Genomic DNA, 22,320 nt, shown 5'->3' with positions numbered 1-22,320 from the left:
TTAGTTTAATTAAATTTACTGACGCAAAATTAGTTTTTGTGGGCAGGAAAAACTTTTGAGGTTGGGATAAATACGTTAGATTTTGGGAGAGGAACATACAATAACACAACAGATTTTAGATTTCTTCGGTGAAGACAACAGCCATGGAGCACATGAGGTTTTCACCAATGATTTGGGGAAATTTGAAACCCTTACCCATTATAATAATGATGAGTTCTTAGTAAAAGAATACCGATATTCTTATCATGCAGATTATACGATGAAATTCCGAACGGAAAAAGTGAAGTATATAGAACTTGCTTTTTTTCTTGATGGTGCAGATGTTATCAGAGATTCGGTAAATGGTAAGCCCGGAGCGTATAAGCTTCATCATCACTATATTTATTTTACTCCAGAAAATGCTGATATTAAAATTTTCTTTAAAAAAGAAATCTGTTATAAAAATCTAGATATTTACGTCTCCAAAGATTATTTTCATCAACTGGCAGAAGACAGCCCTATGCTGCAAAATTTCATCGCAAAAGTAGATCTAGGAAAGTCTGCGAGCCTCTTCCCTGAAGGTCTTCCCATAACCCCGCAGATGATGAGTATTTTACTGGAGATTAAAAAATGTACGCTGGACGGTTTTTACAGAGACTATTTTATCAAGAGTAAAATTTTAAGCCTGTTGCTGCTTATTTTTGAGTTTGCAAAAAATCAGGAAGAGAAGCCTTTAGTACAGAATAAATCCTCCATTAATACTTCTGACATTCATACGCTAATGGAGATCAAGGAATTTATTGAAGGAAACCTGAAATCATTTTATACAATAGAACAGCTTTCTATACGATTTGGGATCAACGAGTTTAAATTAAAAAAGGGGTTCAAAGAATTATTTGGCGACGGTGTCTTTCATTATGCAGCTAAACTCAGGATGAAAGAAGCCCTTCATCTGCTTAAAAATTCAGATCTCTCCATAAAAGAAATAGCGTATCATTTAGGATATGCTTCCCCATCGTCTTTCAGTGTCGCTTTTAAAAATGAAATAGGTGTTGGACCAAGCTATTACCGTAAACATTGAAGAATGTAGGTTCAGCTTAGTTTTTTATGCTATTTTATTTTAAACGCAAAGCTTAAATTTCTTCAAAAGGTTTTTATTAAAAAGCATCATCGCTTTTTATCATTTCTATTGGTTGTCATTATTCCTCTTTAGATGAAAAATCCTTACAAATTGGTCTTCTCTCACTCTTTTTTGCCTGATTTAATAATAATTAACATTTTGATTTACAGGTTTTTACTCTTGTTTCAAATTCAAAAGTAGTAGAACTACTACAAAAGTTGAGATTTAATGTAAAATATTTTGCAGATAATAGCGAACGATATATATTTGACACATAATCAACTACAACTCATTGAAATATTAATAATTAAAATTTACAAATCATGGCAGCAAATTCAAGAGGAATTTTAAAATTCAACGGAAGCGAAGGTCAAAAACTTCTTAAACTTAACTACAGCGTTTCAAGATCTACCGATGTATCAGGACGCGTGGCATCAGACCCATCTAATGCATTAATTAAATTAACAATAGAAGCTACAGAGAAATCTGAGATTCTTGAAAGTTTGTTAAATGGCAAATACAAGCCTACCTCTGGAGAGATCACCTTCAACAAATCACATGAAGAAGGCACACTCATCACTTTAAACTGGGAAAACGGATATGTCATTCAGCACGAAGTAGATTTCGATGCAGTGGATGAAAACAGCATGTTGATCAGTTTTATCGTGAGCGCAGAAAAAATTAATTATGGTAATTCTGCGTACGAAGGAATCTGGCCTACTTCTTAAGAATATCTGTATTTAAAAACTTCATACAGAAAGGTCCCCTGGCATAAGGATGCCTTTCTGTCTTTTTTCGCTGGTTACTACTTTCGTCCTGAAGATCATCTTCTTAACGGTAGCAGTTATGAAACGCCTACTCTGTTTACAACATATCCAATGCATTCTACCTCTTCCTTTTTATAGAATACACCTCGTATGTTTTTACAATAGCGTTAAAAATAATGAAACCCAGAAACACTTTAAATATGAATAAAAATACTTCAAATTCAGATAAGATCTCAGAGAATAACATCCCTGGAATCAACCGTGTGGTGAAACTGGATATTGTGGTCGAAGGGAAAATTGTAAAACATTTCAAACACTTCCGCCTGCAACAGAGCGCAAGACGACATCACAATTTCGAATTGATTCTGGCTCATGATTCTTTAGGAGAAGTTCAGAATCATAACTTAGAACAAGCCCGTCAGTTTTTAGGAAAGCGTATAACCGTTGTTTTTAAATACAAAGATTATGAAAATGACAGCCCTGAAAGAACTTTCGTAGGAGTTATTACCAAAGCCGCATTCAGCCAAGAAAAAATGAGCTTAGGGAATATTGTATTAAAAGGTCAAAGTCCGACTATTTTAATGGATTCTGCTCCCCATACCCAAAGTTTCGGAGGGAGCCAATCTGTAAATACGGGAATTATTGCCGACAGTATTATTAAAGAAACCCTAGGTTCCACTAAATTTGATTTTAGGGTTGAACCCCAAAACAATGGCTACATCAACTACAGCTCTCAGTATAACGAAACGCACTATAATTATCTCGCCAGAACAGCAGAAGCTTATGGTGAACAGTTTTATTATGATGGTGAGGTTCTTCATTTTGGAAAACTACCCTCTTCTGAAAAAGCGGTACGTCTTATTTATGGAAGTAATGTGAGCGATGTTCAGGTAGAACTGAAAGCCGTACACATTAAACCTGAATTTTTCGGATACAGCAGCACTAGTCATACTAAAATGGCAGGTTCTGAAAGCAATATCAGACACTTAGGAGAAATTCCGGCAAAAGCCTATGAATTAAACAACAACATCTTCAAAACAAGATCACTCTCTCCTGCTCCTGTAAATCCTAATATGTTTATGGACGTTGGAGATTCGCAGAAAAGCGCCGCAGGAAGTGCCGCAGTAGAAGTATTTACCGTTTCAGGAAACACAACGGTTCCATTTCTATATCCCGGTTGTCATGCAGATATTGAAATGCGTAAACCAGACACCAGCCAGACCTCTTATTTCACCAAGCTTACGATTACAGAAGCTACCCATGAAGTGAATGCCAGAGGATATTACACAGGAACTTTTGAAGCCATTGCTGAAGGAACAGGATTTATGCCGAAACCTGAGTTTACCCTTCCTAAAGCTGAGCCTCAGGTGGCGACCGTAATATCCAATACAGATCCTACCAACCAGGGAAGGATACAGGTGCAATTTGATTGGCAAAGGAATCCTGATGCCACTCATTTTATACGAATGATGAGTCCTGATGCAGGAGGAACAGACGTTATTACCCAAAACAGAGGATTTGTAGCAATTCCTGAAGTTGGAGATCAGGTAATGGTAGGATTCGAGTATCATCATCCAGATTTCCCTTTTGCGATGGGAGGTATGTTTCACGGGCAAGTAGGTCTTGGAGGAAATGTAAACAATCATATTAAATCGATACAAACCAGAAGCGGAAATAAAGTCATTTTTAATGATCAGGAAGGCAGTATTTTTATAGAAGATCCAAGTGGAAATACTTATTTGATGGACGGAAAAGGAAATATTACCGTGAATGCTCCAAAGAATATGACCTTCACTGCAGGCGAAAATATACAGATGAATGCAGGCCGAAATATTATTGCTTCCGCCCAGAGAAATATCAACATTATGGCGGGTGAAGATATTACCGAAACGGCCAATGATGATTATAACTTAACAGCAAGCAATATCATTGAAACCGCAGAAGCAGGAAGAAGCTCAAGAGCTAAAAACATCACCGAAAATATGGAAGCAGGCTCTTACATCAGCACAAAAGATGCGATTAATGTAGAAAGCGCTAAGGAGGTGAACATCAATAGTGGTAAACAGGTAAAAATGCAGTAAAATGGCAGGCGAAGGCGGAAATATCATACGGAATGTCTTTGGAAAGTCTTATAAAGAAGCAGAGCAGATCATGAAAGATGCTTCTCAGGGAGCTCTTGACTTTAAATCTCCACAGGAAAACACCTTTTATGGAAAAAATGGAGGGAAGAAACTGGATGATTATCAGGCAAAGAAAGACAATACTCTACTCGTTACAAAAGTGGAGGGTCCTTTAGATGACAATGGCGGAAACATAGATAAACCAAAAGAAGGTGAACAACATTGGTTTAAAGCAACTTTTAACAGGTCTGCAGCAAAGAACGAGTATAAAAAACTGTTATGGAAATTAAAGATCAATGGAGTTTCTATTCCTTTCTCTTTTGACTATTCTTCCATAGAAGGAAGCACTGAAACCATACAGGTAAAACTTCCATGCTATTCTATGCGCGCATATGCTTATTTCAAAAGTCCTATTGACAAAGTAAGTGTTGATGTAGCCGTAAAAGGTCTTACTTTCCCAATGCTTATCCTACAGGGAACCAGAAGAAAAGGAAAAAAAATAGTCGTTAAAGATGGGAAAAAAGTCAGTAGTAATGATACCGCAATTGATATGCTTTATAATGACTATCCAGAAAACAAAACAGGATTTGATAAACTAAGAGCCGAACTATATTCAGAAAACTATGATGCAGAAAAACAGGATAGCTGGTATAATAATACTTCCAGAGCAGATAATGCAACACAAAATGCAGACTATACTCTAAAAAAAGTAGAAGAATTCTGTAAAAAATCTAGCGATGATCTTTTTAAAATTTTCAAAAGCGATATTGAATGGTATTCAAAAGGTAAATTAGAAACCGTTGCAAAAAAAATGGTTGATAAAATGCAGTCCAATTCAGGAGGTGAATTTTCAGATAAGGATCTTACTGATGCAGTAGTTCAACATGAAAAATCACAAGCTTTTATTTCTTCTATTAAATCTGTAATTCAATCTTATCTTACTAAAAACAATGGGGATATTCAGAATTTAGAAATCACAGACTCATCAAACGGAATTTTATATAAATACCTTGTTGACAGAGGAGTAGACAATCCTAAATTTAGCGATAAATTCAGTGGACTAGGTATTACGATTAATGATGTATGGGCTTATCAGATCTATATTACGCGGTATAAAAAAAACGGACGCAGTTTTGAAATGGGATTGGAATATATTTATTATGATCATTTTGGTCTGGATTATCCGGACATTCAAAAATATGATAAGGATATCTTTTACAGTTGGTTTATTTTACAGCATTTCAGAGGCTATAAACCCTTTATTACCAAGCTGGATATTGTAGGGGAACTCAAAGGAACATTTTAAAACGAGTAAAAGCAATGGGCAAAAAAATTTACATTATCATTCTTGCACTGGCCGTTATAGCAGGCATCATTATTTATAACAATACAAAAATGGAAAATATCAGCATACAACCGGTAGATAAAGAATTTAATTCACAACTGGAATTCGGAATTCAATATTATACGATCTCCGGCTATAGTGATTACAAGTCCGAAGATCTTGCTTTATACATCCATAATTATCTGGATCAAAATAAAAATATAGTGAAAAATGCAAAAATGATATTATTCTATAAAGATTCATTTTTTGCCAATTATAAAAAAAATATGAGGGAATCTGCAAGAGATAATGAATTCGGAGGTATTGAAGGACATCAGGATGATCTGGTCATTAAAGTATGGTATGATATAGTGGATACCCAGCTTGAAGAGCATCTTATCATTTTCAAGAATGGCAAAATAATATTTGAAAAAGCTAAATAAAATGAATAGTAATAAATAATTGACTTTTCAAATAAAACATTCTGATGGGTCAATCTAAAGGATACTAAAATACTGATAGCATTAGATAATGAATAAAATGGCAAAATGGATACTTATAGGAGTTTTAACCTGTGTGATACTCTATTTTGGAATTAGCTTTTTTGCAGTTTCTTGGCTAATTTATTTCTCCAATCCTAAAAGAATTGAAAATGTACAGGAAAAAAAAGTATTAGAAAAAATTAAAACAAAATATAACATTCAGGAAATAGAGCGTACACCAGAATATGAAAAAGACATTATAGAAAAGGATACAGCCACCTATACTTTATATCTGTACAGTAAAAACTTTTGTGAAATTAAAACCGATTCGGTGAAAGAAAGTTCAATGCAGATTGCAAAAGAAATTAACCAAATAGATCTGGATCCAAAGTTTTATAAATACAAACTTGTTTTCTGTTGTAAGCTATATAACCCCAATGGAATTTCATTTCAGTATGTAAGAAAAGACCTATAAAGTAAAATAACAAAACCTCAGCATGGAAGAAAACCAAGTAAAACCTTTTCAGAAATATTCATCAGGAACGCATCTTTATCATGCTGAAAGTTCGCTTGAAGTACGGTTTGGAGAAACTAAAGGCTTCCATTCTTCCTGCAAGCTCAATATACAGGAAATAGAAAATGAAGATCATACCAAAAACTGGCTGATAGAAAAAATAGAAGAAGCCCCGCTCCCATCGGAAAATAGTTTTATGGAAATTCTTCATGAGCTTGAGCAAAGATCTTATCCTGTAGAAATAAAAGTAGATGAAAAAGGTGTTTTTCTTCATGCTGCAGACCATAAAAAACATATAGAAAACTGGAAACAGAAAACCTCCGGAATACAGGAGAAATATCAAAATGCCGAGGTCTTCAGGAGTCAATATCTTACCATATTAGAAGATGAAGAGCTTTTTTACAAAAATAAACTCAGAGAACCATTTTGGAACCTTCTGTTCTTTGCACCTTCTTATGTAGACAATGGCGGAAAAAACCAAGAATCCATCACCTGGAATATCAAAGGAATCGGAAATATAGAATGCACAGGAACCATCAACGCTGAACAAAGAGATTATGGGTTTGATGCTTTCTTTACCTCAGAAACTATTGTTCCTGAAAACATTAAAGAAGAAATAAATAAAAAATATCTGCACCAAGCAGCGCAGTATAAAGCAAAACTTACCATACAAATGGAATATAATTCTCCTAAAAAGCAGTATTCTAAGAAGAAAGCTGATTTTACCCTTTCGGAAGGAGATAAAATAGTATACAGGGAAATAAGCAGTATTATTTAACTTCATGAACACATGACATGGCAGATAAAGGATTTATTATTGTAGAAGGAGCTACCGCATATTGTAGCAGCTCTGTAGCCAACAATGCTAAAGGAACAGCTGTTCCGATGGAGGTAAAAAGCCAGAAAAAGAAACTCGGCAAAAACAAATATTTCGCACAGAGTAAACCTGTAGCCACTTATCTGGATGATAAAGCTGAAAGTTTTGGAGGAGGCAACGGGTTCGGTAACTGTAAAGGATCGGACGGCAAGCCTTATCCATGCAAAGCCAAATGCAGCCTTAAATATAAAGATTATTACGAAAATGTAGAATTCAATAAGAGTATGAAAGTATTATTGGATGTTTCTACCGCTACATGCCCTGGCTATGGAGTTCCCGGAACGGTGGCATTTGCAACTACCGGACAGGCCAACAATGTTTCACAGATCGATGTAAAAGAAGCAGACGAGTTTTCTGTAGCCAACACTTCTCCGCAATGGGAAACCTCAGGAACATCTTCCGCCACTACATCAGTGAATTCTATTGCAATGACCCTTCCTATTCCTGTTGCTAAACCAGCTGGAACTTATTACTATGTCAAGCTTCCATCAAATCCTCTAACCTCTTTTTTTAATCCTTTATCCTCAGATAATTTAACGTTAACTGCCCAATTTAAAGGTGACGCTACAAAAATTATTTGGGCCATTTTCAAAGGCGAAGATACCAAAGACAAAGTGAAAACTTTTATCGGGTTGGGAAGTGTTTTCAACCAATCATTAAGTAAAATTTTTGATAATCTTTCTGAAGGAAAATACAGAATAGAAGCTTACGGAAAAAAAGCTGGTGATAAAAACTGCGCCATCATTATTGAAGTGGTAAAAGATTTTGTTAAAAAAATAGTTGTTCCCGGAGATTCTACGTTGGTAAATATTCCCTTTCCTGTCTCTGTAGAATATAAACTCACGAGCCAAGCTGATAAGATGAAAATGCTGAATGGAAACGCATTCATGCCTCTAACGACCATGGCAAAATGGCGTATTAAACAAGGGACAACCATACTACACAACAGTGATTCAGGCATCGCTTCACCTCATCTGGTCGCAGTGGGAAGTTTGGGAGGAACCGCAAGCTTGATCTTTAAAAATGCGGGGAAATATACACTGGAAGCTTTCACTGATCCCAATGATCCCAAGCCTGAATCTGTAGAAATAAAAATTGAAAATACTCTAAGTGTAATGGGCGTGAGCGGCGAGCCCGGATTGCTACGTTCTGGAGACATGCTTAAAATTCAGGCCTCAAAGTTTAATGTAGCCTATCTTCCCGCCGCAGGAAAAACGGTGCATTGGTATTTGAAGAGAGAAGGATCAGGAAGGATTACCGCATTTGAAAGCTCCTCTTCCTTTAAAACTGCTGTCATCAATAAAAAAGCAGATGCTTTCCTAAGCCAAGATGCCCACCTATCTAGCGGACAATATATCGGAAAATATATAATGGAAGCGTATGCCAGTCCTTTAGGATCAACAAAACAGCCGGCATTCACAGGATCAGATACCTTTCATTTTGAGATCATTAACAATGTAATTGATAAATTCACACTCCCTGCAGGAAACATTCCCAAAGGAACAAAAGTAAAATATACAGGTACCGCAAGAATTGCAACCCTCGCTGGAAATGAAGCCATAAAAGTAGAAGTTCCACAAAACGTGACCGACAATGGAGATGGTACCCTCACCTTCAACGAATTGGGTGAATATACTATTTCCGCTTATCTAACCGGTAGTAATACGGATAATAAAAAAATAGAGACCAAAATAAAAGTTTCTCAACCCACTGTAAAAAGGGCACTTTGGGCCTACGGAACGGGCGTTAAACGTACAGAAACAGGATTCGGGGAAGAGACCTATGGTTTTGTTGAAATTGACGGCCTTCAAAATCAAGCCTTAAAAGTAAAAATCTGGGTAAAAGGCGAAGGTGATGATTTTTACAAACAGAAAGAACAATTTATGTTGGAAGAAAAAAGCGTAACGCTAGACAGCCAAGGTAAAGCTTCTTTCATGATCAATACCACCGAGGATTATAAGAAAAAACTAGCCGAGACCATCCCGAAAACGACAGAAAACCCTACCCCAACTTATCGATTGGTATTTACCATAGAGCTACAATCCGGAACCGCAACAGACGTTGTACTCCCTGCCAATATTTCAATAGAAGGAACACGTCCCGTGGTGATAGATGCCACTACGACTTATCTTGAAGTATTAGACTCTAATGAAGAGCTAGTTATTACTTCTGAACAGAAAATTGTTTCTATTATGTTTTCGTCTGAAGACGGGAAAAGTATTCAGCGCGAACAGACTTTCTACGGTAAAACTCATAAAATTTGGGTACACACCGTTAATATGACGGAAGAAATTTTGAAAATTGATGTCTTCAAGGAAGTTCCCAAAGAAGGATTGAACGAAAGAGACCACATCGTCTATACCCATGAAAGCAAAGAAACTTACAAAGAGGAAAAAACAGGTAAAGATGGGTTACTAGAAGTTTCTTTTACAGCAAAGGAAGAATGGAAAACGCCACCTAAAAATTTCGATTATTATATAGCACAGGTTTCCAGGCAGCTGAAAGATCCTGCTGATCCCAACAAAAAAATCTGGAAAGCAGAAAAAATGCAGGTTACCCTCAATGATAGTCTTCCTGCTAGCTTGGTCCGTACCGAAGACATGGAAAAATTAGGCATCAAAGCTTACAAACAAGATGGAACCCCTTTCACTCAGGAAGAAATGTTGGAGCTCCGCAAACAGTTTATCTTTTATGAAGCTGGTTGCTTAAAAGTTTCCCAGAAGGCAACACCCGAAGCTATAGATAATGAAGTGATGCCTGTGGTGGTGGAAATGGCTGAGGTGAAAAGAGAAGGAGGAGGATGTCCGCGATGTAATGCTCCCATAACTGCTGATCAGTTAAAAGAAATATTTCCCAATGCAGACCCTACCGTATTAGCCCAAGTAGCTGCGGCATATACAAAATATATGAAAGAGATTGGAATGAATAGTTGCTGGAATAAAGCTCACCTGTTTGCCCAAGCAAGAGTGGAAACAGGAACTTCTCTCCATCTGAAAGAGGGAGAAAACTTTAACTGGTACTGGGAAAAACTCCCAACCACTTTTGCAGCATTTAAGACAACTGAAGGAAGAGAAAATGCAAAGCTTTGGGGACGTCCAGTGGAAACTCCAGCTATCCCAGGAGTTACTCAGGAAAACCAGAAAAATATAGCCAATTGGGCGTACTCTCCTACGAGTGATAAAGGAAAAGAAATCGGTAATACACAAGAGGGAGATGGATGGAACTTCAGAGGTAAAGGTTTAATACAGCTGACAGGGAGAAAAGCCTATGCATATGCCAATACGTATACAAAAAAAGAAGGAGCAGATATCATTATAGATCCCGATCTGGTTTTAACAAACATTGCTGTATCAGTCATATCTTCTATGGCTTTTTTCAAATGGAAAGGTATTAACACCATCGTTAATGGTTCAAAAGACACTTTACCCGTAAGTAAAAAAGTAGGGAAAATGGTCGCAACAAAAGATGAAGATGGGAAAGCGTCCGACAACTATAAGGAAAAGCAAAAAGCATTTGATGATTATACTTCAAAAACATTTAAAACCTCTGAGTGTGAATGGGGCAAAGCTGTAGATATCAACCTTGCAGGAAGAAGTCCTTGGATGGAAAACGCAATTGCTGAAGCTAAAACCTATGGAGGAAAAGATGAAAGTACTATTGACAGCAGAATCAAAACCTATCATAAAGATGGTGGCGGTACAGATGCAGGAAGTGGTACTGCATGGTGCGCATCATTTGTTTGCTGGTGTATTGAACAAAAAAATCTTCCCAGCCCTCATTCAGCCGGTTCAAGAATGTTCTTGGATAGTCCAAAAGCAGAAAAATGTGAGGTCTTTTTTGGCGCTGTAGCTATATTTTCTGATTGTAATTCTACAGGATCTAAAATAGAAACTTCAGGGCATGCAACATTTGTTTTCGGAAAATTGCCAGGAACTGATGTTTATGCGTGTCTGGGAGGAAATCAATCAGATAAGCTTAAGATGTCAAGCTATAATTGCAGCGGTAGTGTGTTTGTATCTTGGACAGAAAAAAATGGAACAGTACACTACAAAATATTTAGAGGCTTCTATAAGCCGAAGGGTTACGTTATTAAAGACATTGATAAGTTAAATAATAATGATAATTATTCATCCGCTGATGAAGCAAGTAAAAAAGCGTTAAATTTAGATATTAAATCAGATGACAATGGCGAAAGTTCAACGTAAACTAGTTATAACAAAGATTTTAATTGCCTCTTGTTTTTTTTGTCTCATCCAATGTCAGCAAAAAAAGCAAGAAATAACCAATCAACATGCAAATGCTAAAAACACAGAAAAAATGGAAATAAATTCTATTTTGGCCGAACAATTAAAAAAAGGCGCTGCCGAAGAATATGGAAGTTTTAGTAATTATTCTGAAAAAGATTTGGAAGCTTTAATTGAAATTGAAGATTCTATTTTACAATCTAACGGATATAAAACCCTAGATAACAATCAATTCGGAGCAAAGATTGAAAATATATTTGGAAGAAAAATAGATTATAATTCCAACACTAATTTTTTAAAATTAGACACCTATAATACATGTGATAAAGAGTTAAACTTTTTGCCCTTCTCTTCTGAAAATCAGAATTTATATGTTTCAAAAAAAAATAAATTAATATCCTATTTCTATCCTATTCCTTTATTGATTGATTATCAAAAACTATATCCAGATTTAAAAAAATTGGAAGAAAATACTATTGATATAACAACCAATGATGGTCCGCAGCATGTAAAACGCTGGAAAGACATTCCTAATTTAAAAGAGCAACAGAAAAAAAATGCTCAAATAATAGTTGCCCGTAACATGTATCTGTTTAATGAGAATAAAACATACATTACCTGGCTGGTTACGCAAGATCCTATATTTGTTAAAACATTAGTTAAACAGTTTGGCTATACTAGAGAGCCTAAATTTACCGATCTTGCTATGAATGATTATCTTGAAAAATATCAAACAGCTTCTGATATAGGAGATATTATTTTCGTTAAAAATTGCAAAGGAGAATTAGAAATACGAACAGAATTACTAAAATATATCAAAGATCATACTAAATCTAATGAAAACAGGTTGCTAACAGCTTTAGAGAATTTTGGATATGCTTTAAAAGATAATAGCACATTTACTAAAGATGAAAAATACAAAATATTAGCGTACATCGGTAATACAGTTGATCCTTTTTACTTAGATTTTGCAGGTATTAATTCAGGCAATGCAATTTGGAATGCCGAAAGTGTACTTTATAATAGTGTAGTAAGTGATAAAAATATCATTCCTGTATTCCAGAAAAACAATTATTATGGACTCCCTGATTTAAAAGAAAGTAGTATGAGAGTAGAAGGAATAATAGAGCACAGTTCTCAATAATAAAAGAACCAGACAATTAGTATATCTGTGTGTTTTGAAAAATGTGACAATGAGTATTATGAAAAAAAAAATCAGCCTTAAAACCCCATTTCCATCACCTCCACTTATTCTTTTCATTTTTCTGCTCATTAATATCTTACTTAAATCACAAACTACAGAAGAAAAAATATTAGAAAAGCAATTAAGGCAGGGCGCAAATCAATATAATAAAGAAGCGGGTGTTGAAATAATGAAAAAATCATTCGCTATAGAAGAATTAGATACAGAAGTTCGAACAGTTGCGAAAATTTTAAAGGATAATGGATATAAAACTATAAGCAATGACGCTTTTAATCAAAAGATCAGAACCGTTTTTGGAAGGATAATTATCCCTAACTCAGATAAGAAATACCTTTATCTTAATTATCTTGATACATGTAGCAGAGATCTCATTCTGGAACCTAATAACTTTATTGATTATAATGGAACTTATATTATTAAAGATCAAAAATTTATTGCCGATTTTTATTATCTCCCTGAAATTTTAGACTATCAGTCACAATATCCAAACATTGCCAATAAAGAAAAAGAGCTACCTAAAGAATACATCTATAACAAAGAGAAATACAATATTGAGCAATGGCGAGATCTGGAGAATCGCTCAGATGAATATGATCTAAAAGTAAAGCGCAACCATAATATACAAACAATTATTGCCCGTAATATGTATTTGTTCAATGACAACAAAGCTCAATACAAATGGTTAATATTAAATGACAGTATTTCATGGAAGGTTTAGTAAAAACTTACGGATATACTCAAGATACTGATTTATTGAAATGGGTAATAGAAAAGACAAAGTTTGATAAAAATAATCCAACAGACTTTGGGAAATTATTTTGGACAAAGGATTGTGATGGAACGGCAAGATTACACGCCAATACATTTAAAGTATTACAAAAGCTTTACCTTCCAAATGATGCCTCAGAAAATAGATTCACGCTGAATAATATCAAACAATATCTAGAATATTTGGGAAATAACGGAAACACAGAATCAAAAATTTTAACAGAAGCTGACAGAGTAAAAATAATGGCCAATCTAGCCTATTTTGCAGAACAATATAAATACAACCCTTCTTATGACAGCCACTCTAAAATAATGGGAAGGCTACGCTTTTTTCTAAATCAAAAAGATATTGACATCTTAGAAAAAAATAATTACTTCAGCCTTCCAAAGTTTAAAGAATGGTGGGATAATGCTGACTATGATGAATACTTTGTTGAAGAGTGTGAATACAATGGCACTTGTGGAACAGATAATCAACCATTAAACATCACAGAATGGCGGAAACAACATCCTAAAAAATAACACAAAAGCATATCTGAAAAGGTATGCTTTTTTAGATAACACCAAAAAAATGGCTGTAAAATTTTTCTCAGAACTTAATAATATTGTAAATTAGTAAGGAAGTCACAACCAGACTTTAGAAAAAATGTTTTTTAATCTAAAAAATAAATGATGAGAAACACCAGTATTAAAAAAATTATTTTACCCTTAATGATCATTCCAATTTTAGGTTGTCATAACAACCAGACCGTAAAAATAGAATCTACCCAAGACGTAATTGCAGGCGCAAACTTGAACATCCATTCGGTACCCAATCTTAGGGAACTGGGAGGCTATTCTACCACAACCGGCAAAACAATAAAAGAAGGTTTATTGTATCGTTCCAACCAGCTGAATCCTATTTCTGCGGAAGATCAGTCAAAGCTAGATTCGCTACACCTAAAAACCGTCTATGATTTAAGAACAGCTGCAGAAAGAGAAGAATCTCCAGATCAATTACCCAACCACACAAAAGAAATATGGCTGGATGTCTTGAAAGATAAAAGCACGGTAGGTGCCGCTACTCTATCCAAGGTATTGAAAAATCCTGCAGAGGTCAATAAAGCAATGGGGAATGGCAAGGCTGCAGAGTTGTTCAAAGAAATTTATGTAGACCTTGTAGAACTACCAAGTGCCAAAAAAGCATATCATGATTTCTTCCTGTCTATTGCCAATAAAAATAATTTACCTGCCCTTTTCCACTGTACAGCAGGAAAAGACAGGACAGGCTGGGCTGCTGCCTCTCTTCTAAGCTTATTAGGAGTTCCAAAAGATCAGATTTATAGTAATTATTTAGAATCAAATACCTATTTAATCCCTGCCTACAAGAAACAGATCGATTCTTTTGTAGCTGCAGGAGGAAAAAAAATATATTGATTGATGTACTTGGTGTAAAAAAAGAATATTTAGACGCTTCTTTTAGCACAGTTCAGAAAAATTATGGTTCAATAGAAAATTACTTTGAAAAAGGACTTGATATTGATAAGGCCACACAAGAAAAAATTAAGAATATTCTTCTTTCTAGATAAAATTAATTAAAAAAGGAAAAGTAGTTTCTTATAAGGAGTATTTAGATTACGCTCATCTTTAGAAATGAGATACTATTAGAATAAGATAGTAAAAGTGTAAAAATACCTTTTTAGGAACCATCTTAAAATAAAAAACCCTCCGTAATAAAATTACAGAGGGTTTTTAGTACCCCGGGCGGGGGTACTATATAATTTTCTTAAAATTTCTTTATCTTTAATTCATTTATATTCAATAACTTTGAATTATAAAGGATTTCTAAATAGTCAATATAATCATTTTTAGCTAATTTAAAATCAAATTTAACCACCTATTTAGCCACCCTTTATCTAGTTTAAATTAATTTAAGTTAAGAATGAAGACAGTTTTTGAATTAAGAAAAGAAAAAATAAATAAAGATGGCTTAATTCCAATACAGCTTATTGTACGTCATGATGGGAAAAGAATTAGGAAAAATACCGGTTTATCTGTCTTAGAAAATCATTGGACGGGACATAGAGTTAAACCCAACCTGAAGAAAGAAAAAGATAACAATTACCAGATCATTAATGACGACCTACAACAGATCGAGGATAAGGTGAATAAGCTTTTTCTTTATTTGAAAGTCAATGATATTAAGTTTTCATCAGAAAAGTTTAATGAGCTTTTTGAAAAAAGACAAGAATTAGTTGAAAATAAATTTGACTTCTTTCAATGTTTTGATGAGTATATAGAAAAAGGGAAACTTACGAAAACTCCTAATACAACCAAGGGGCAAACTACAGTAAAAAATTATCTTAAAAATTTTTGTGATGATTCCGGATTTATTATCTCTTTTGACCAAGTTAACACTCCATTCTTTGAGACTCTAATGGAATATTCATACCAGGATAAGAAAGTTAAACAAAACTACTTTGCCAAAATCATTAAAGTCTTAAAATCATTTCTTAAATGGTCTGAAGAAAAGGGTTATCATTCCAATCGAGAGTATGAAAAATTTATTGCCACTGAGCATGATATCGATATTGTTTATCTAACTTTTGAAGAATTAATGATTCTTTATAATAAAGAATTTGAAAGCGCACGATTGAGCCATGTTAGAGATTTTTACTGCATGGGATGCTTCACGGGATTAAGATTTTCAGACCTTTCAAAACTTCACCTAGCAAATATCTCTGAAGAACATATAATTCTATCAATTCAAAAAACGAAAACTCAAAATCATGCGATTAAGCTAAATAAATACGCAAAAGAGATTTTGAATAAGTATAAAGGTACTATTTACGAACCATTACCCCATATTTCATCTCAAAAATTTAATGAATATGTAAAAGAGTGTTGTGAAGAAGCTGAAATTACACAACCTTTTACAATACATTGGTTTGTTGGCAATCAAAAAAAATCTTTAACACAGCCTAAATGTAAATTTATTACAAGCCATACAGCTAGGAAAACATTTATCACGAATTCTCTTCTTTTAGGAATGGAGCCAAAAGCAATTAAGAAGATTGCAAATATTAAAAAAGATGCAGTTTTAGATAAATATATGAAAGTTACTGAAGCATTTACGGACGATCAAATGGATAAGGCATGGAAATAAACGACTTAACTATCTTAAAATATATCACACCTGAATCTGTTAATATTTTAAGCTCTTATTTGGAAAAGGATTCACGTACATATTCGATTTTAGAAAAATATGAAGAAATTTCATATTTAGGTGCTTCAGAAAAATTTTTCTTTTTATTTAAAGAGCATGAAAAATTTATAAATAGGAACCATGAAATTCTTAATAAGCATTCAGATCATTTATTATCAGTCATGGGGCTATTATTCCAGTTAGAGACTTATGGTTATAGGCATGAAAATAATTCGATATTTGAAAAAGCATACGGAGAATTTGGTTATGTAATTCCTATAGATCATTCTTTTCCTGAAGATGTTAATATTGAATACAGACTCACAGATAATGATAGTTCTGTATGTATTATTGATTTGTTTTTTAATATAGAACTTAATAAGATAATGAGACGAGTAATGGAACGATATCAAGATCATTCTAATTACGGAAGATCACAATTTTTAAACTATGATATTGCTTTTAGTGACTTGGATGTAATCAATCTTTATCCTTATTTATTCAAAGGCACAAAAGAATTAGAGAATCATATGAAGATTATTTCGGAGAAATTCAATTTTTTCGATAAGGATAAAATTATAGATAATTTTCAAATTATTAATAATAAAATTCATTTGGCTTTTGAAGAAATTACTTCGAGAACAAAATGTAACTATATTAAGTGTTATAACTACTTTGATTTTAGAAGTCGTGCATTAAGCTATTCAGATGAAAATGATGAATTGCTAACATATTTAGACAAATACTTTTTTCCAAGAAAACTTAGTAAATATGATCCTCAATACTATATTACTTTTTTTATTGTTTCGATAGATTTTGAATTACCTGATTTGGAATTTGTAAAAGACTATGATAAAAAATATTATTGTGATGATAATATTAATATTTACGATAGTGTTCATGGTTATAAGAAATTACTTATTTACAATGATGAAGTTAAAAATGAGAATTTATTAAAAGATGATATTAAAAATATGCTCAACAGTAGCAATTACAAAAATTTACTTAAAGTGAATATTGATCTTAAAAAAACTATTATGTTATTCGAAGGTTTAGTTGACAAAATTTTACCTGGTAATAAACAGTTGAAAAGAGATTTTAAGGATTTATTTAAGTTTGTCACCAATGAATCTATTAAAATATTTCCTACTACTAATGAACTGACTGTTGAAAATATAAAATATATTATGCGCTTTTTAAATAATTATAAAAGTTTGGAGTTTGATTATAATATTTCTGATTTACAATATTTGTTAACTCATTTTGCCAATAAGCCTGAGCATGAAAAAAATACTTCTATATATAAAGCCCATAGTATGGATAGATTTAAATTAGACAGAAAAACACAAAATGAGCTAAACTCATTAGTCCGATAGTAATTTCATGTTATGAAATTATTTATCTGATTATCATTGCTTTAAAATGTTTTTAAATTCCGTTTTTTAGCGGAATTTATTTTTTTGTCTTTTTAAACTTGAACTTTGGCATTAGAAAAACCAATAAAAGTTTATTAAAATGTCAATACAACTTTATTCACATTCTAAGGGTGATTTAGAAAAAGCAGTTGAGATTATTCTCAATAAAGCACAGAATTTTATAATTCCTTCAAAAAATGAAGAAAGTCAACCTGAAGATCTAATTTCTCAGACAGAAGCTTCAAAATTCCTACACGTTTCTATTCCTACAATTATTGACTGGAGAAAAAATAAGAATCTTCCTTATTATAATTTCAGTGGGAGATTTTACTATTCTAAAAAAGAGCTTCTGGAATACGGTAGAAGAAATCGTAAATAGTCAAACTTGTAATGAACGAATTACACGAATTGATTAAACAGCTAGATTCTCTACCTAATAATACAGTTAGGAAAGATTTTTTGAATTCTATTCAAAGAGATCCGGAACTATCAAGACACCATCTTCGTAGATTAGCTTGTAACATTCTGGTTCAGGAAAATTTCGTAGAGAAGTACTATAAAAAAAGTTTAAGTGAAATATTGAAGAAATTTTTTTCAAAACAATTTCAATTTTTCAAAAGATTATTAAAGAGTTAACGAGAAATTAAAAATGACTCATATGGTTTCCGATCAAAGTAGAAAAATTGTTAAGAAAAGCTATGATGACATTCAGAAGGTTGAATTTATAAGAATAGGTAATCAATTTGCCGATGACTTTTTGTTTCAAGATAATAAAGCAACGGATATACCCATAAATGCTTTAAGAATTATTTTCAATATAATCTCAATTCTGAGAAATGATCAATTTATGCCTGAAAAGCAGGTTAGACAACTTACTCTTTTTGATGAAGAATTTGAAACTGAAAACAATGTATTCATATCAATGAAGATCAGAAATAACAAAATTTCAAGAAAAAGATCCAGTAAGCAGATTATTGAAGCGTATGAATATCTTGCAAGGTTTAGAATGGGATGGTATACATCAAAAAACATAGCAGGCAAGGACATTAAAACCTTTGGGGGGCTGATTTCTTTACCAACTTATGAAGAAAGAGGATATACTTCTTTTTTAATAAGTAGTTTTTGGCTTAAGAAACTAATTGTCTTAACAGAATATAATCATATAATGTATGAATTGGTTTATCAAATACGAAATAACAAACATATTTTATTTGCAATATGGCTATCAAAGATCCCTGAAAATGGCACGACTTTAAAACTTTCGACCTTTAATCAGAAATTTAATCTTAATTATAAGAATCCAAATGATTTCTGTACCAAGTTTTTAAAGCCAATCAGGCTAAACCTCAATAAATTAAACCATTTATCATTCAATTATAAATACGAGTATGAAGCCATTTCCATTATTCCTTATTTAAACAAAAATATTGAGAGAGGACTTCTAACAGAAAAAGCTAATGATGCTAGACTTATAAATCAAAGAATAAGATACTTTAGAAAAAGGTATTATTTGGAAAACATTGACTTAACTAGGTTTTTGTATAGTTATTCTAATATTTTAAAAATAAGACTTCAGATTGAGGAAGCTTATAAAAGATTTATTAAAGAAAATAGGACTAAAGGAAGAACTTCTACTAATGTAAGAGGTATTTACTTTCTTCAAGAATTACAAAAATTCCTCATTGAAATTTATAGGGAATCGGAAACAGGAAAAAGATTTCCAGATGCTTATCCGGTTATAATATAACTTAGTTTGCGGTATTGCACTCCTGTGTTGGCGGTATTGCGCTCTCTCCAATTGCGGTATTACACTCTCTGAAGTTAAGGAAATGTTAAAATATAAGTTTTAAATATCAGGTTTGCGGTATTGCACTCTTTTCCACATCAAATTTTTAATTGAAAAGCAGCAATTAGGAAAAATCTTGGTGAATCACCAATTGTTTGCGGTATTGCGCTCGGACATAATTGATGTTTTTGCGGTATTGCACTCTTGTTTTTGCGGTATTGCGCTCCTGTCAATTGCGGTATTGCACTCCTGTCATTTTTAACTCAAACGACTATCTGTAAAGGGTTTGCGGGAATTACTAAAATATATATTAAAAGTATTTAAAAGTTTTCTTTTTTATTAAAAGGAATTTTTGCTAATCAAAATAAAAAAAATGAACTGTAAACAATTCAATTCGGTACAATTGGAAGAAGTCCTCCTTTCTCTCGGACACCTTCCAAAAAAACAAAATGAAAAAGAAGCTTGGTTTCTCAATCCTTTCGGAACCGAAACCGAAGCATCTTTTAAGCTCGATAAGCGCCAAAATATTTGGTATTTACATTCTGAAGGTGTTGGCGGAAATAACATCGATTTTTTAAAGAAATATTTTAATTATTCAATCAATGAAATTCTCTCTTGGGCATCCGAGAAAAGTTTTTCTTCTTTTCATCAGCAGACGGAAATTGAGAAGCCAAATTATAACATTACTGAAGTTGCGGAAATTCAAAATTGGAATCTGAAAAAATATTTAGTTGACAGAGGTCTAACTCAAAGATCATTCAGATTTTTAAAAGAGATAAAATTTACAATCAATAATAAAAAATTGTATGCTGTTGGATTTGAAAATTTATCCGGAGGATGGGAGCTTAGAAATTCATTTTACAAAGGTTCACTTTTGAAAAAGGATATTTCGATAATTAAAAATGACAGCAATAAAATTGTTGTTTTTGAAGGTTTTTTTGATGCACTTTCTTATATCGAATTTCAAGAAAAATTGAAAGAAGATATTCTAATTCTCAACTCAATTTCGATGTTAAACAAAGCCAAAAATTATCTTCAAAACTATTCGGAAATATTACTTTTTCTCGACAATGATCCTGCCGGAAAAAAGACAAAAGATGAACTATTGTCTTCTTTTTCCAATGCAGTAGATTATAGTTTCATGTATAAAGATTACAAGGATTTTAATGAGTTTTTCGTAGCTGATAAAGGTGGATTTATCCAGCAAGACGAAACTGGGCAGAGCCACTGTTTCATCTTGCCCCTTCGGGGAAATAACTGACCGTCAATAAATTACAATATTTAATCTTTTTGAAACTATATATCAAGGATATATAAATCTCTTGAAAAGCTTTATTCATCTAAGTTATTACATATAAATCAATATAATGGAGTCTATTAAAAAGCCAAATACAACAATTGCTATTTCTCAACAAGACCTGAAAAGACTGGAGAGCTTTGTAAGAAAAAAAGGACTTTCCAAGAAAGAATTTATTACGGTTTCATTAGATTTTTTTGAGAGAACCGGACTTGATCCAGTTAAACATGAATCTCCAAAAGCTGAACTTGAAAAAGTGATAAAAAGAATAGATCAGATTATTGCTTTTATAAAAACTCAGGAGAAAGAAACTATACGTCCAAGTTTTGAAGCAATCGTTTCGAGTGAGGAAAGAATTAAAAATGATCTTTCAAAAATTCTGAAAATTGAACATTTTAATGAGTTCATCAGAGGGTTTAATTCTTTTGCTATGGAAACAAAAAATTCTTTGAAATTATTAAATCAAAGCAATCACAATGAACATTAAAATTCAGGGTGGCGAAAGTGGTAAATATTCAAATTCCGGAAGTTCATCAAACCTGATTGATTATTTAGAACATGAAGACCTGGAAAGAATGACGGAGGGGAAACAGGTTGAACACTTTTTTTCTCATGACCAGAATAGAGTTTCTTCAGCTGAAGTTATTGAATCCCTTGACAACAATAAACAAAAGCTGACAAAAGAAGATGCAAAATTCTTTGTCATTACCGTGAGTCCTTCAGAAAAAGAATTGCAACAAATTGGCAAAACTTCCCAAGAAAGAAGCAAAGCACTAAAAGATTATGTAAGAAACGAAGTAATGCAAAGATATGCTGAAAATTTTGGCAAAGGATTACAGGCTAAAGATATTATGTACTACGCTAAAATTCATCACGAAAGAAACATGAAAAATAATATTGATATGCATGTTCATATAGTTGTTAGCAGAAAATCTTTAGATAAAAGAATGAAACTTTCTCCAATGACGAACCATAAAAATACAACAAGAGGACAGGTTAAAGGAGGTTTTGATCGTAAAAATTTCATTCAAAAATCCGAAGATGCTTTTGATAAGAAGTTCGCCTTCCAAAGAAACTATAAACAGTCTTTTGAATATTGTAATGCTATAATAAATGGTACAATTGAAGAAAGAAAAAAAGTTATAGAAACAGCTATAAAGCAGGAATCCGCAAAGCAATATGAAATTAAAAAAACAGTCGAACAAAATAAAAAAAATAACCAGGGCTTTAGCCTATAAA

At 33.0% G+C, this 22,320-nt stretch carries 20 protein-coding genes; all 20 read left to right on the top strand.

The window, feature by feature from the left end; genetic code table 11:
- Positions 1–82: 82 nt before the first annotated feature.
- The gene (locus AMQ68_RS21145) at positions 83–1,060 is read left to right on the top strand and encodes an AraC family transcriptional regulator (RefSeq protein ID WP_082384208.1); all 978 of its coding nucleotides are present in this window, start codon (positions 83–85) and stop codon (positions 1,058–1,060) included.
- Positions 1,061–1,422: 362 nt separating this feature from the next.
- Positions 1,423–1,827, top strand: a complete 405-nt coding sequence (tssD, locus tag AMQ68_RS21140) for a type VI secretion system tube protein TssD (protein WP_054512561.1) — start codon at positions 1,423–1,425, stop codon at positions 1,825–1,827.
- 215 nt (positions 1,828–2,042) lie between these two features.
- Positions 2,043–3,947: a type VI secretion system Vgr family protein gene (locus AMQ68_RS21135; protein WP_241775195.1), complete on the top strand. Its 1,905-nt coding sequence runs from the start codon at positions 2,043–2,045 to the stop codon at positions 3,945–3,947.
- 1 nt (position 3,948) lies between these two features.
- Positions 3,949–5,292: a DUF3289 family protein gene (locus AMQ68_RS21130; RefSeq protein WP_054512560.1), complete on the top strand. Its 1,344-nt coding sequence runs from the start codon at positions 3,949–3,951 to the stop codon at positions 5,290–5,292.
- Positions 5,293–5,306: 14 nt separating this feature from the next.
- Positions 5,307–5,753 (top strand): hypothetical protein, encoded by a 447-nt coding sequence (locus AMQ68_RS21125; protein ID WP_054512559.1) that lies wholly within the window; start codon positions 5,307–5,309, stop codon positions 5,751–5,753.
- Between the two features lie 97 nt (positions 5,754–5,850).
- Entirely contained in the window at positions 5,851–6,267 is a 417-nt protein-coding gene (locus AMQ68_RS21120) for a hypothetical protein (protein ID WP_123905750.1), read from the top strand.
- A 22-nt stretch (positions 6,268–6,289) separates the two neighbouring features.
- Positions 6,290–7,084 carry a hypothetical protein gene (locus AMQ68_RS21115; protein ID WP_054512557.1) on the top strand — a complete coding sequence of 265 codons (795 nt, stop codon included), beginning with the start codon at positions 6,290–6,292 and terminating at the stop codon, positions 7,082–7,084.
- Positions 7,085–7,101: 17 nt separating this feature from the next.
- Positions 7,102–11,388, top strand: a complete 4,287-nt coding sequence (locus AMQ68_RS21110) for a DUF4280 domain-containing protein (RefSeq protein ID WP_054512556.1) — start codon at positions 7,102–7,104, stop codon at positions 11,386–11,388.
- Complete coding sequence (locus AMQ68_RS21105; protein ID WP_054512555.1) at positions 11,369–12,571, top strand: hypothetical protein; 1,203 nt, start codon at positions 11,369–11,371, stop codon at positions 12,569–12,571. The genes AMQ68_RS21110 and AMQ68_RS21105 overlap by 20 nt, the downstream gene beginning before the upstream one ends.
- Positions 12,572–12,629: 58 nt before the next feature.
- Positions 12,630–13,349 (top strand): hypothetical protein, encoded by a 720-nt coding sequence (locus AMQ68_RS21100; RefSeq protein ID WP_054512554.1) that lies wholly within the window; start codon positions 12,630–12,632, stop codon positions 13,347–13,349.
- Positions 13,337–13,921 (top strand): hypothetical protein, encoded by a 585-nt coding sequence (locus AMQ68_RS25750; protein ID WP_241775194.1) that lies wholly within the window; start codon positions 13,337–13,339, stop codon positions 13,919–13,921. The genes AMQ68_RS21100 and AMQ68_RS25750 overlap by 13 nt, the downstream gene beginning before the upstream one ends.
- A gap of 147 nt (positions 13,922–14,068) precedes the next feature.
- Positions 14,069–14,815, top strand: a complete 747-nt coding sequence (locus AMQ68_RS21090) for a tyrosine-protein phosphatase (protein ID WP_082384203.1) — start codon at positions 14,069–14,071, stop codon at positions 14,813–14,815.
- Complete coding sequence (locus tag AMQ68_RS25850; RefSeq protein WP_160318003.1) at positions 14,812–14,967, top strand: tyrosine-protein phosphatase; 156 nt, start codon at positions 14,812–14,814, stop codon at positions 14,965–14,967. The genes AMQ68_RS21090 and AMQ68_RS25850 overlap by 4 nt, the downstream gene beginning before the upstream one ends.
- A 353-nt stretch (positions 14,968–15,320) precedes the next feature.
- Positions 15,321–16,544: a site-specific integrase gene (locus tag AMQ68_RS21085; protein WP_054512552.1), complete on the top strand. Its 1,224-nt coding sequence runs from the start codon at positions 15,321–15,323 to the stop codon at positions 16,542–16,544.
- On the top strand, positions 16,535–17,959 hold the full coding sequence (locus AMQ68_RS21080; protein WP_054512551.1) for a hypothetical protein: 1,425 nt from the start codon (positions 16,535–16,537) through the stop codon (positions 17,957–17,959). The genes AMQ68_RS21085 and AMQ68_RS21080 overlap by 10 nt, the downstream gene beginning before the upstream one ends.
- A 139-nt stretch (positions 17,960–18,098) precedes the next feature.
- Positions 18,099–18,377 (top strand): helix-turn-helix domain-containing protein, encoded by a 279-nt coding sequence (locus AMQ68_RS21075; protein WP_054512550.1) that lies wholly within the window; start codon positions 18,099–18,101, stop codon positions 18,375–18,377.
- A gap of 279 nt (positions 18,378–18,656) precedes the next feature.
- A complete protein-coding gene (locus AMQ68_RS21065) occupies positions 18,657–19,745 on the top strand; it encodes a hypothetical protein (protein WP_082384239.1) in 1,089 nt (362 codons plus the stop codon).
- A 412-nt stretch (positions 19,746–20,157) separates the two neighbouring features.
- Positions 20,158–21,045 (top strand): toprim domain-containing protein, encoded by an 888-nt coding sequence (locus AMQ68_RS21060; protein WP_054512547.1) that lies wholly within the window; start codon positions 20,158–20,160, stop codon positions 21,043–21,045.
- Positions 21,046–21,151: 106 nt separating this feature from the next.
- Entirely contained in the window at positions 21,152–21,568 is a 417-nt protein-coding gene (locus tag AMQ68_RS21055) for a BfmA/BtgA family mobilization protein (RefSeq protein WP_054512546.1), read from the top strand.
- A complete protein-coding gene (locus tag AMQ68_RS21050) occupies positions 21,558–22,319 on the top strand; it encodes a DUF5712 family protein (RefSeq protein ID WP_054512545.1) in 762 nt (253 codons plus the stop codon). The genes AMQ68_RS21055 and AMQ68_RS21050 overlap by 11 nt, the downstream gene beginning before the upstream one ends.
- Position 22,320: the final 1 nt, after the last annotated feature.

It is taken from the genome of Chryseobacterium sp. ERMR1:04 (assembly GCF_001297705.1).
GTDB lineage: Bacteria > Bacteroidota > Bacteroidia > Flavobacteriales > Weeksellaceae > Chryseobacterium.
This window is presented reverse-complemented; position numbering and strand designations above follow the sequence as displayed.

Coding starts and splice junctions, on each gene's coding strand:
- tssD (WP_054512561.1), top strand. CDS start 1,423: ATGGCAGCAAATTCAAGAGGAATTTTAAAATTCAACGGAAGCGAAGGT.
- AMQ68_RS21135 (WP_241775195.1), top strand. CDS start 2,043: ATGAAACCCAGAAACACTTTAAATATGAATAAAAATACTTCAAATTCA.
- AMQ68_RS21130 (WP_054512560.1), top strand. CDS start 3,949: ATGGCAGGCGAAGGCGGAAATATCATACGGAATGTCTTTGGAAAGTCT.
- AMQ68_RS21125 (WP_054512559.1), top strand. CDS start 5,307: ATGGGCAAAAAAATTTACATTATCATTCTTGCACTGGCCGTTATAGCA.
- AMQ68_RS21120 (WP_123905750.1), top strand. CDS start 5,851: ATGGCAAAATGGATACTTATAGGAGTTTTAACCTGTGTGATACTCTAT.
- AMQ68_RS21115 (WP_054512557.1), top strand. CDS start 6,290: ATGGAAGAAAACCAAGTAAAACCTTTTCAGAAATATTCATCAGGAACG.
- AMQ68_RS21110 (WP_054512556.1), top strand. CDS start 7,102: ATGGCAGATAAAGGATTTATTATTGTAGAAGGAGCTACCGCATATTGT.
- AMQ68_RS21105 (WP_054512555.1), top strand. CDS start 11,369: ATGGCGAAAGTTCAACGTAAACTAGTTATAACAAAGATTTTAATTGCC.
- AMQ68_RS21100 (WP_054512554.1), top strand. CDS start 12,630: ATGAAAAAAAAAATCAGCCTTAAAACCCCATTTCCATCACCTCCACTT.
- AMQ68_RS25750 (WP_241775194.1), top strand. CDS start 13,337: ATGGAAGGTTTAGTAAAAACTTACGGATATACTCAAGATACTGATTTA.
- AMQ68_RS21090 (WP_082384203.1), top strand. CDS start 14,069: ATGATGAGAAACACCAGTATTAAAAAAATTATTTTACCCTTAATGATC.
- AMQ68_RS21085 (WP_054512552.1), top strand. CDS start 15,321: ATGAAGACAGTTTTTGAATTAAGAAAAGAAAAAATAAATAAAGATGGC.
- AMQ68_RS21080 (WP_054512551.1), top strand. CDS start 16,535: ATGGAAATAAACGACTTAACTATCTTAAAATATATCACACCTGAATCT.
- AMQ68_RS21075 (WP_054512550.1), top strand. CDS start 18,099: ATGTCAATACAACTTTATTCACATTCTAAGGGTGATTTAGAAAAAGCA.
- AMQ68_RS21065 (WP_082384239.1), top strand. CDS start 18,657: ATGGTTTCCGATCAAAGTAGAAAAATTGTTAAGAAAAGCTATGATGAC.
- AMQ68_RS21060 (WP_054512547.1), top strand. CDS start 20,158: ATGAACTGTAAACAATTCAATTCGGTACAATTGGAAGAAGTCCTCCTT.
- AMQ68_RS21055 (WP_054512546.1), top strand. CDS start 21,152: ATGGAGTCTATTAAAAAGCCAAATACAACAATTGCTATTTCTCAACAA.
- AMQ68_RS21050 (WP_054512545.1), top strand. CDS start 21,558: ATGAACATTAAAATTCAGGGTGGCGAAAGTGGTAAATATTCAAATTCC.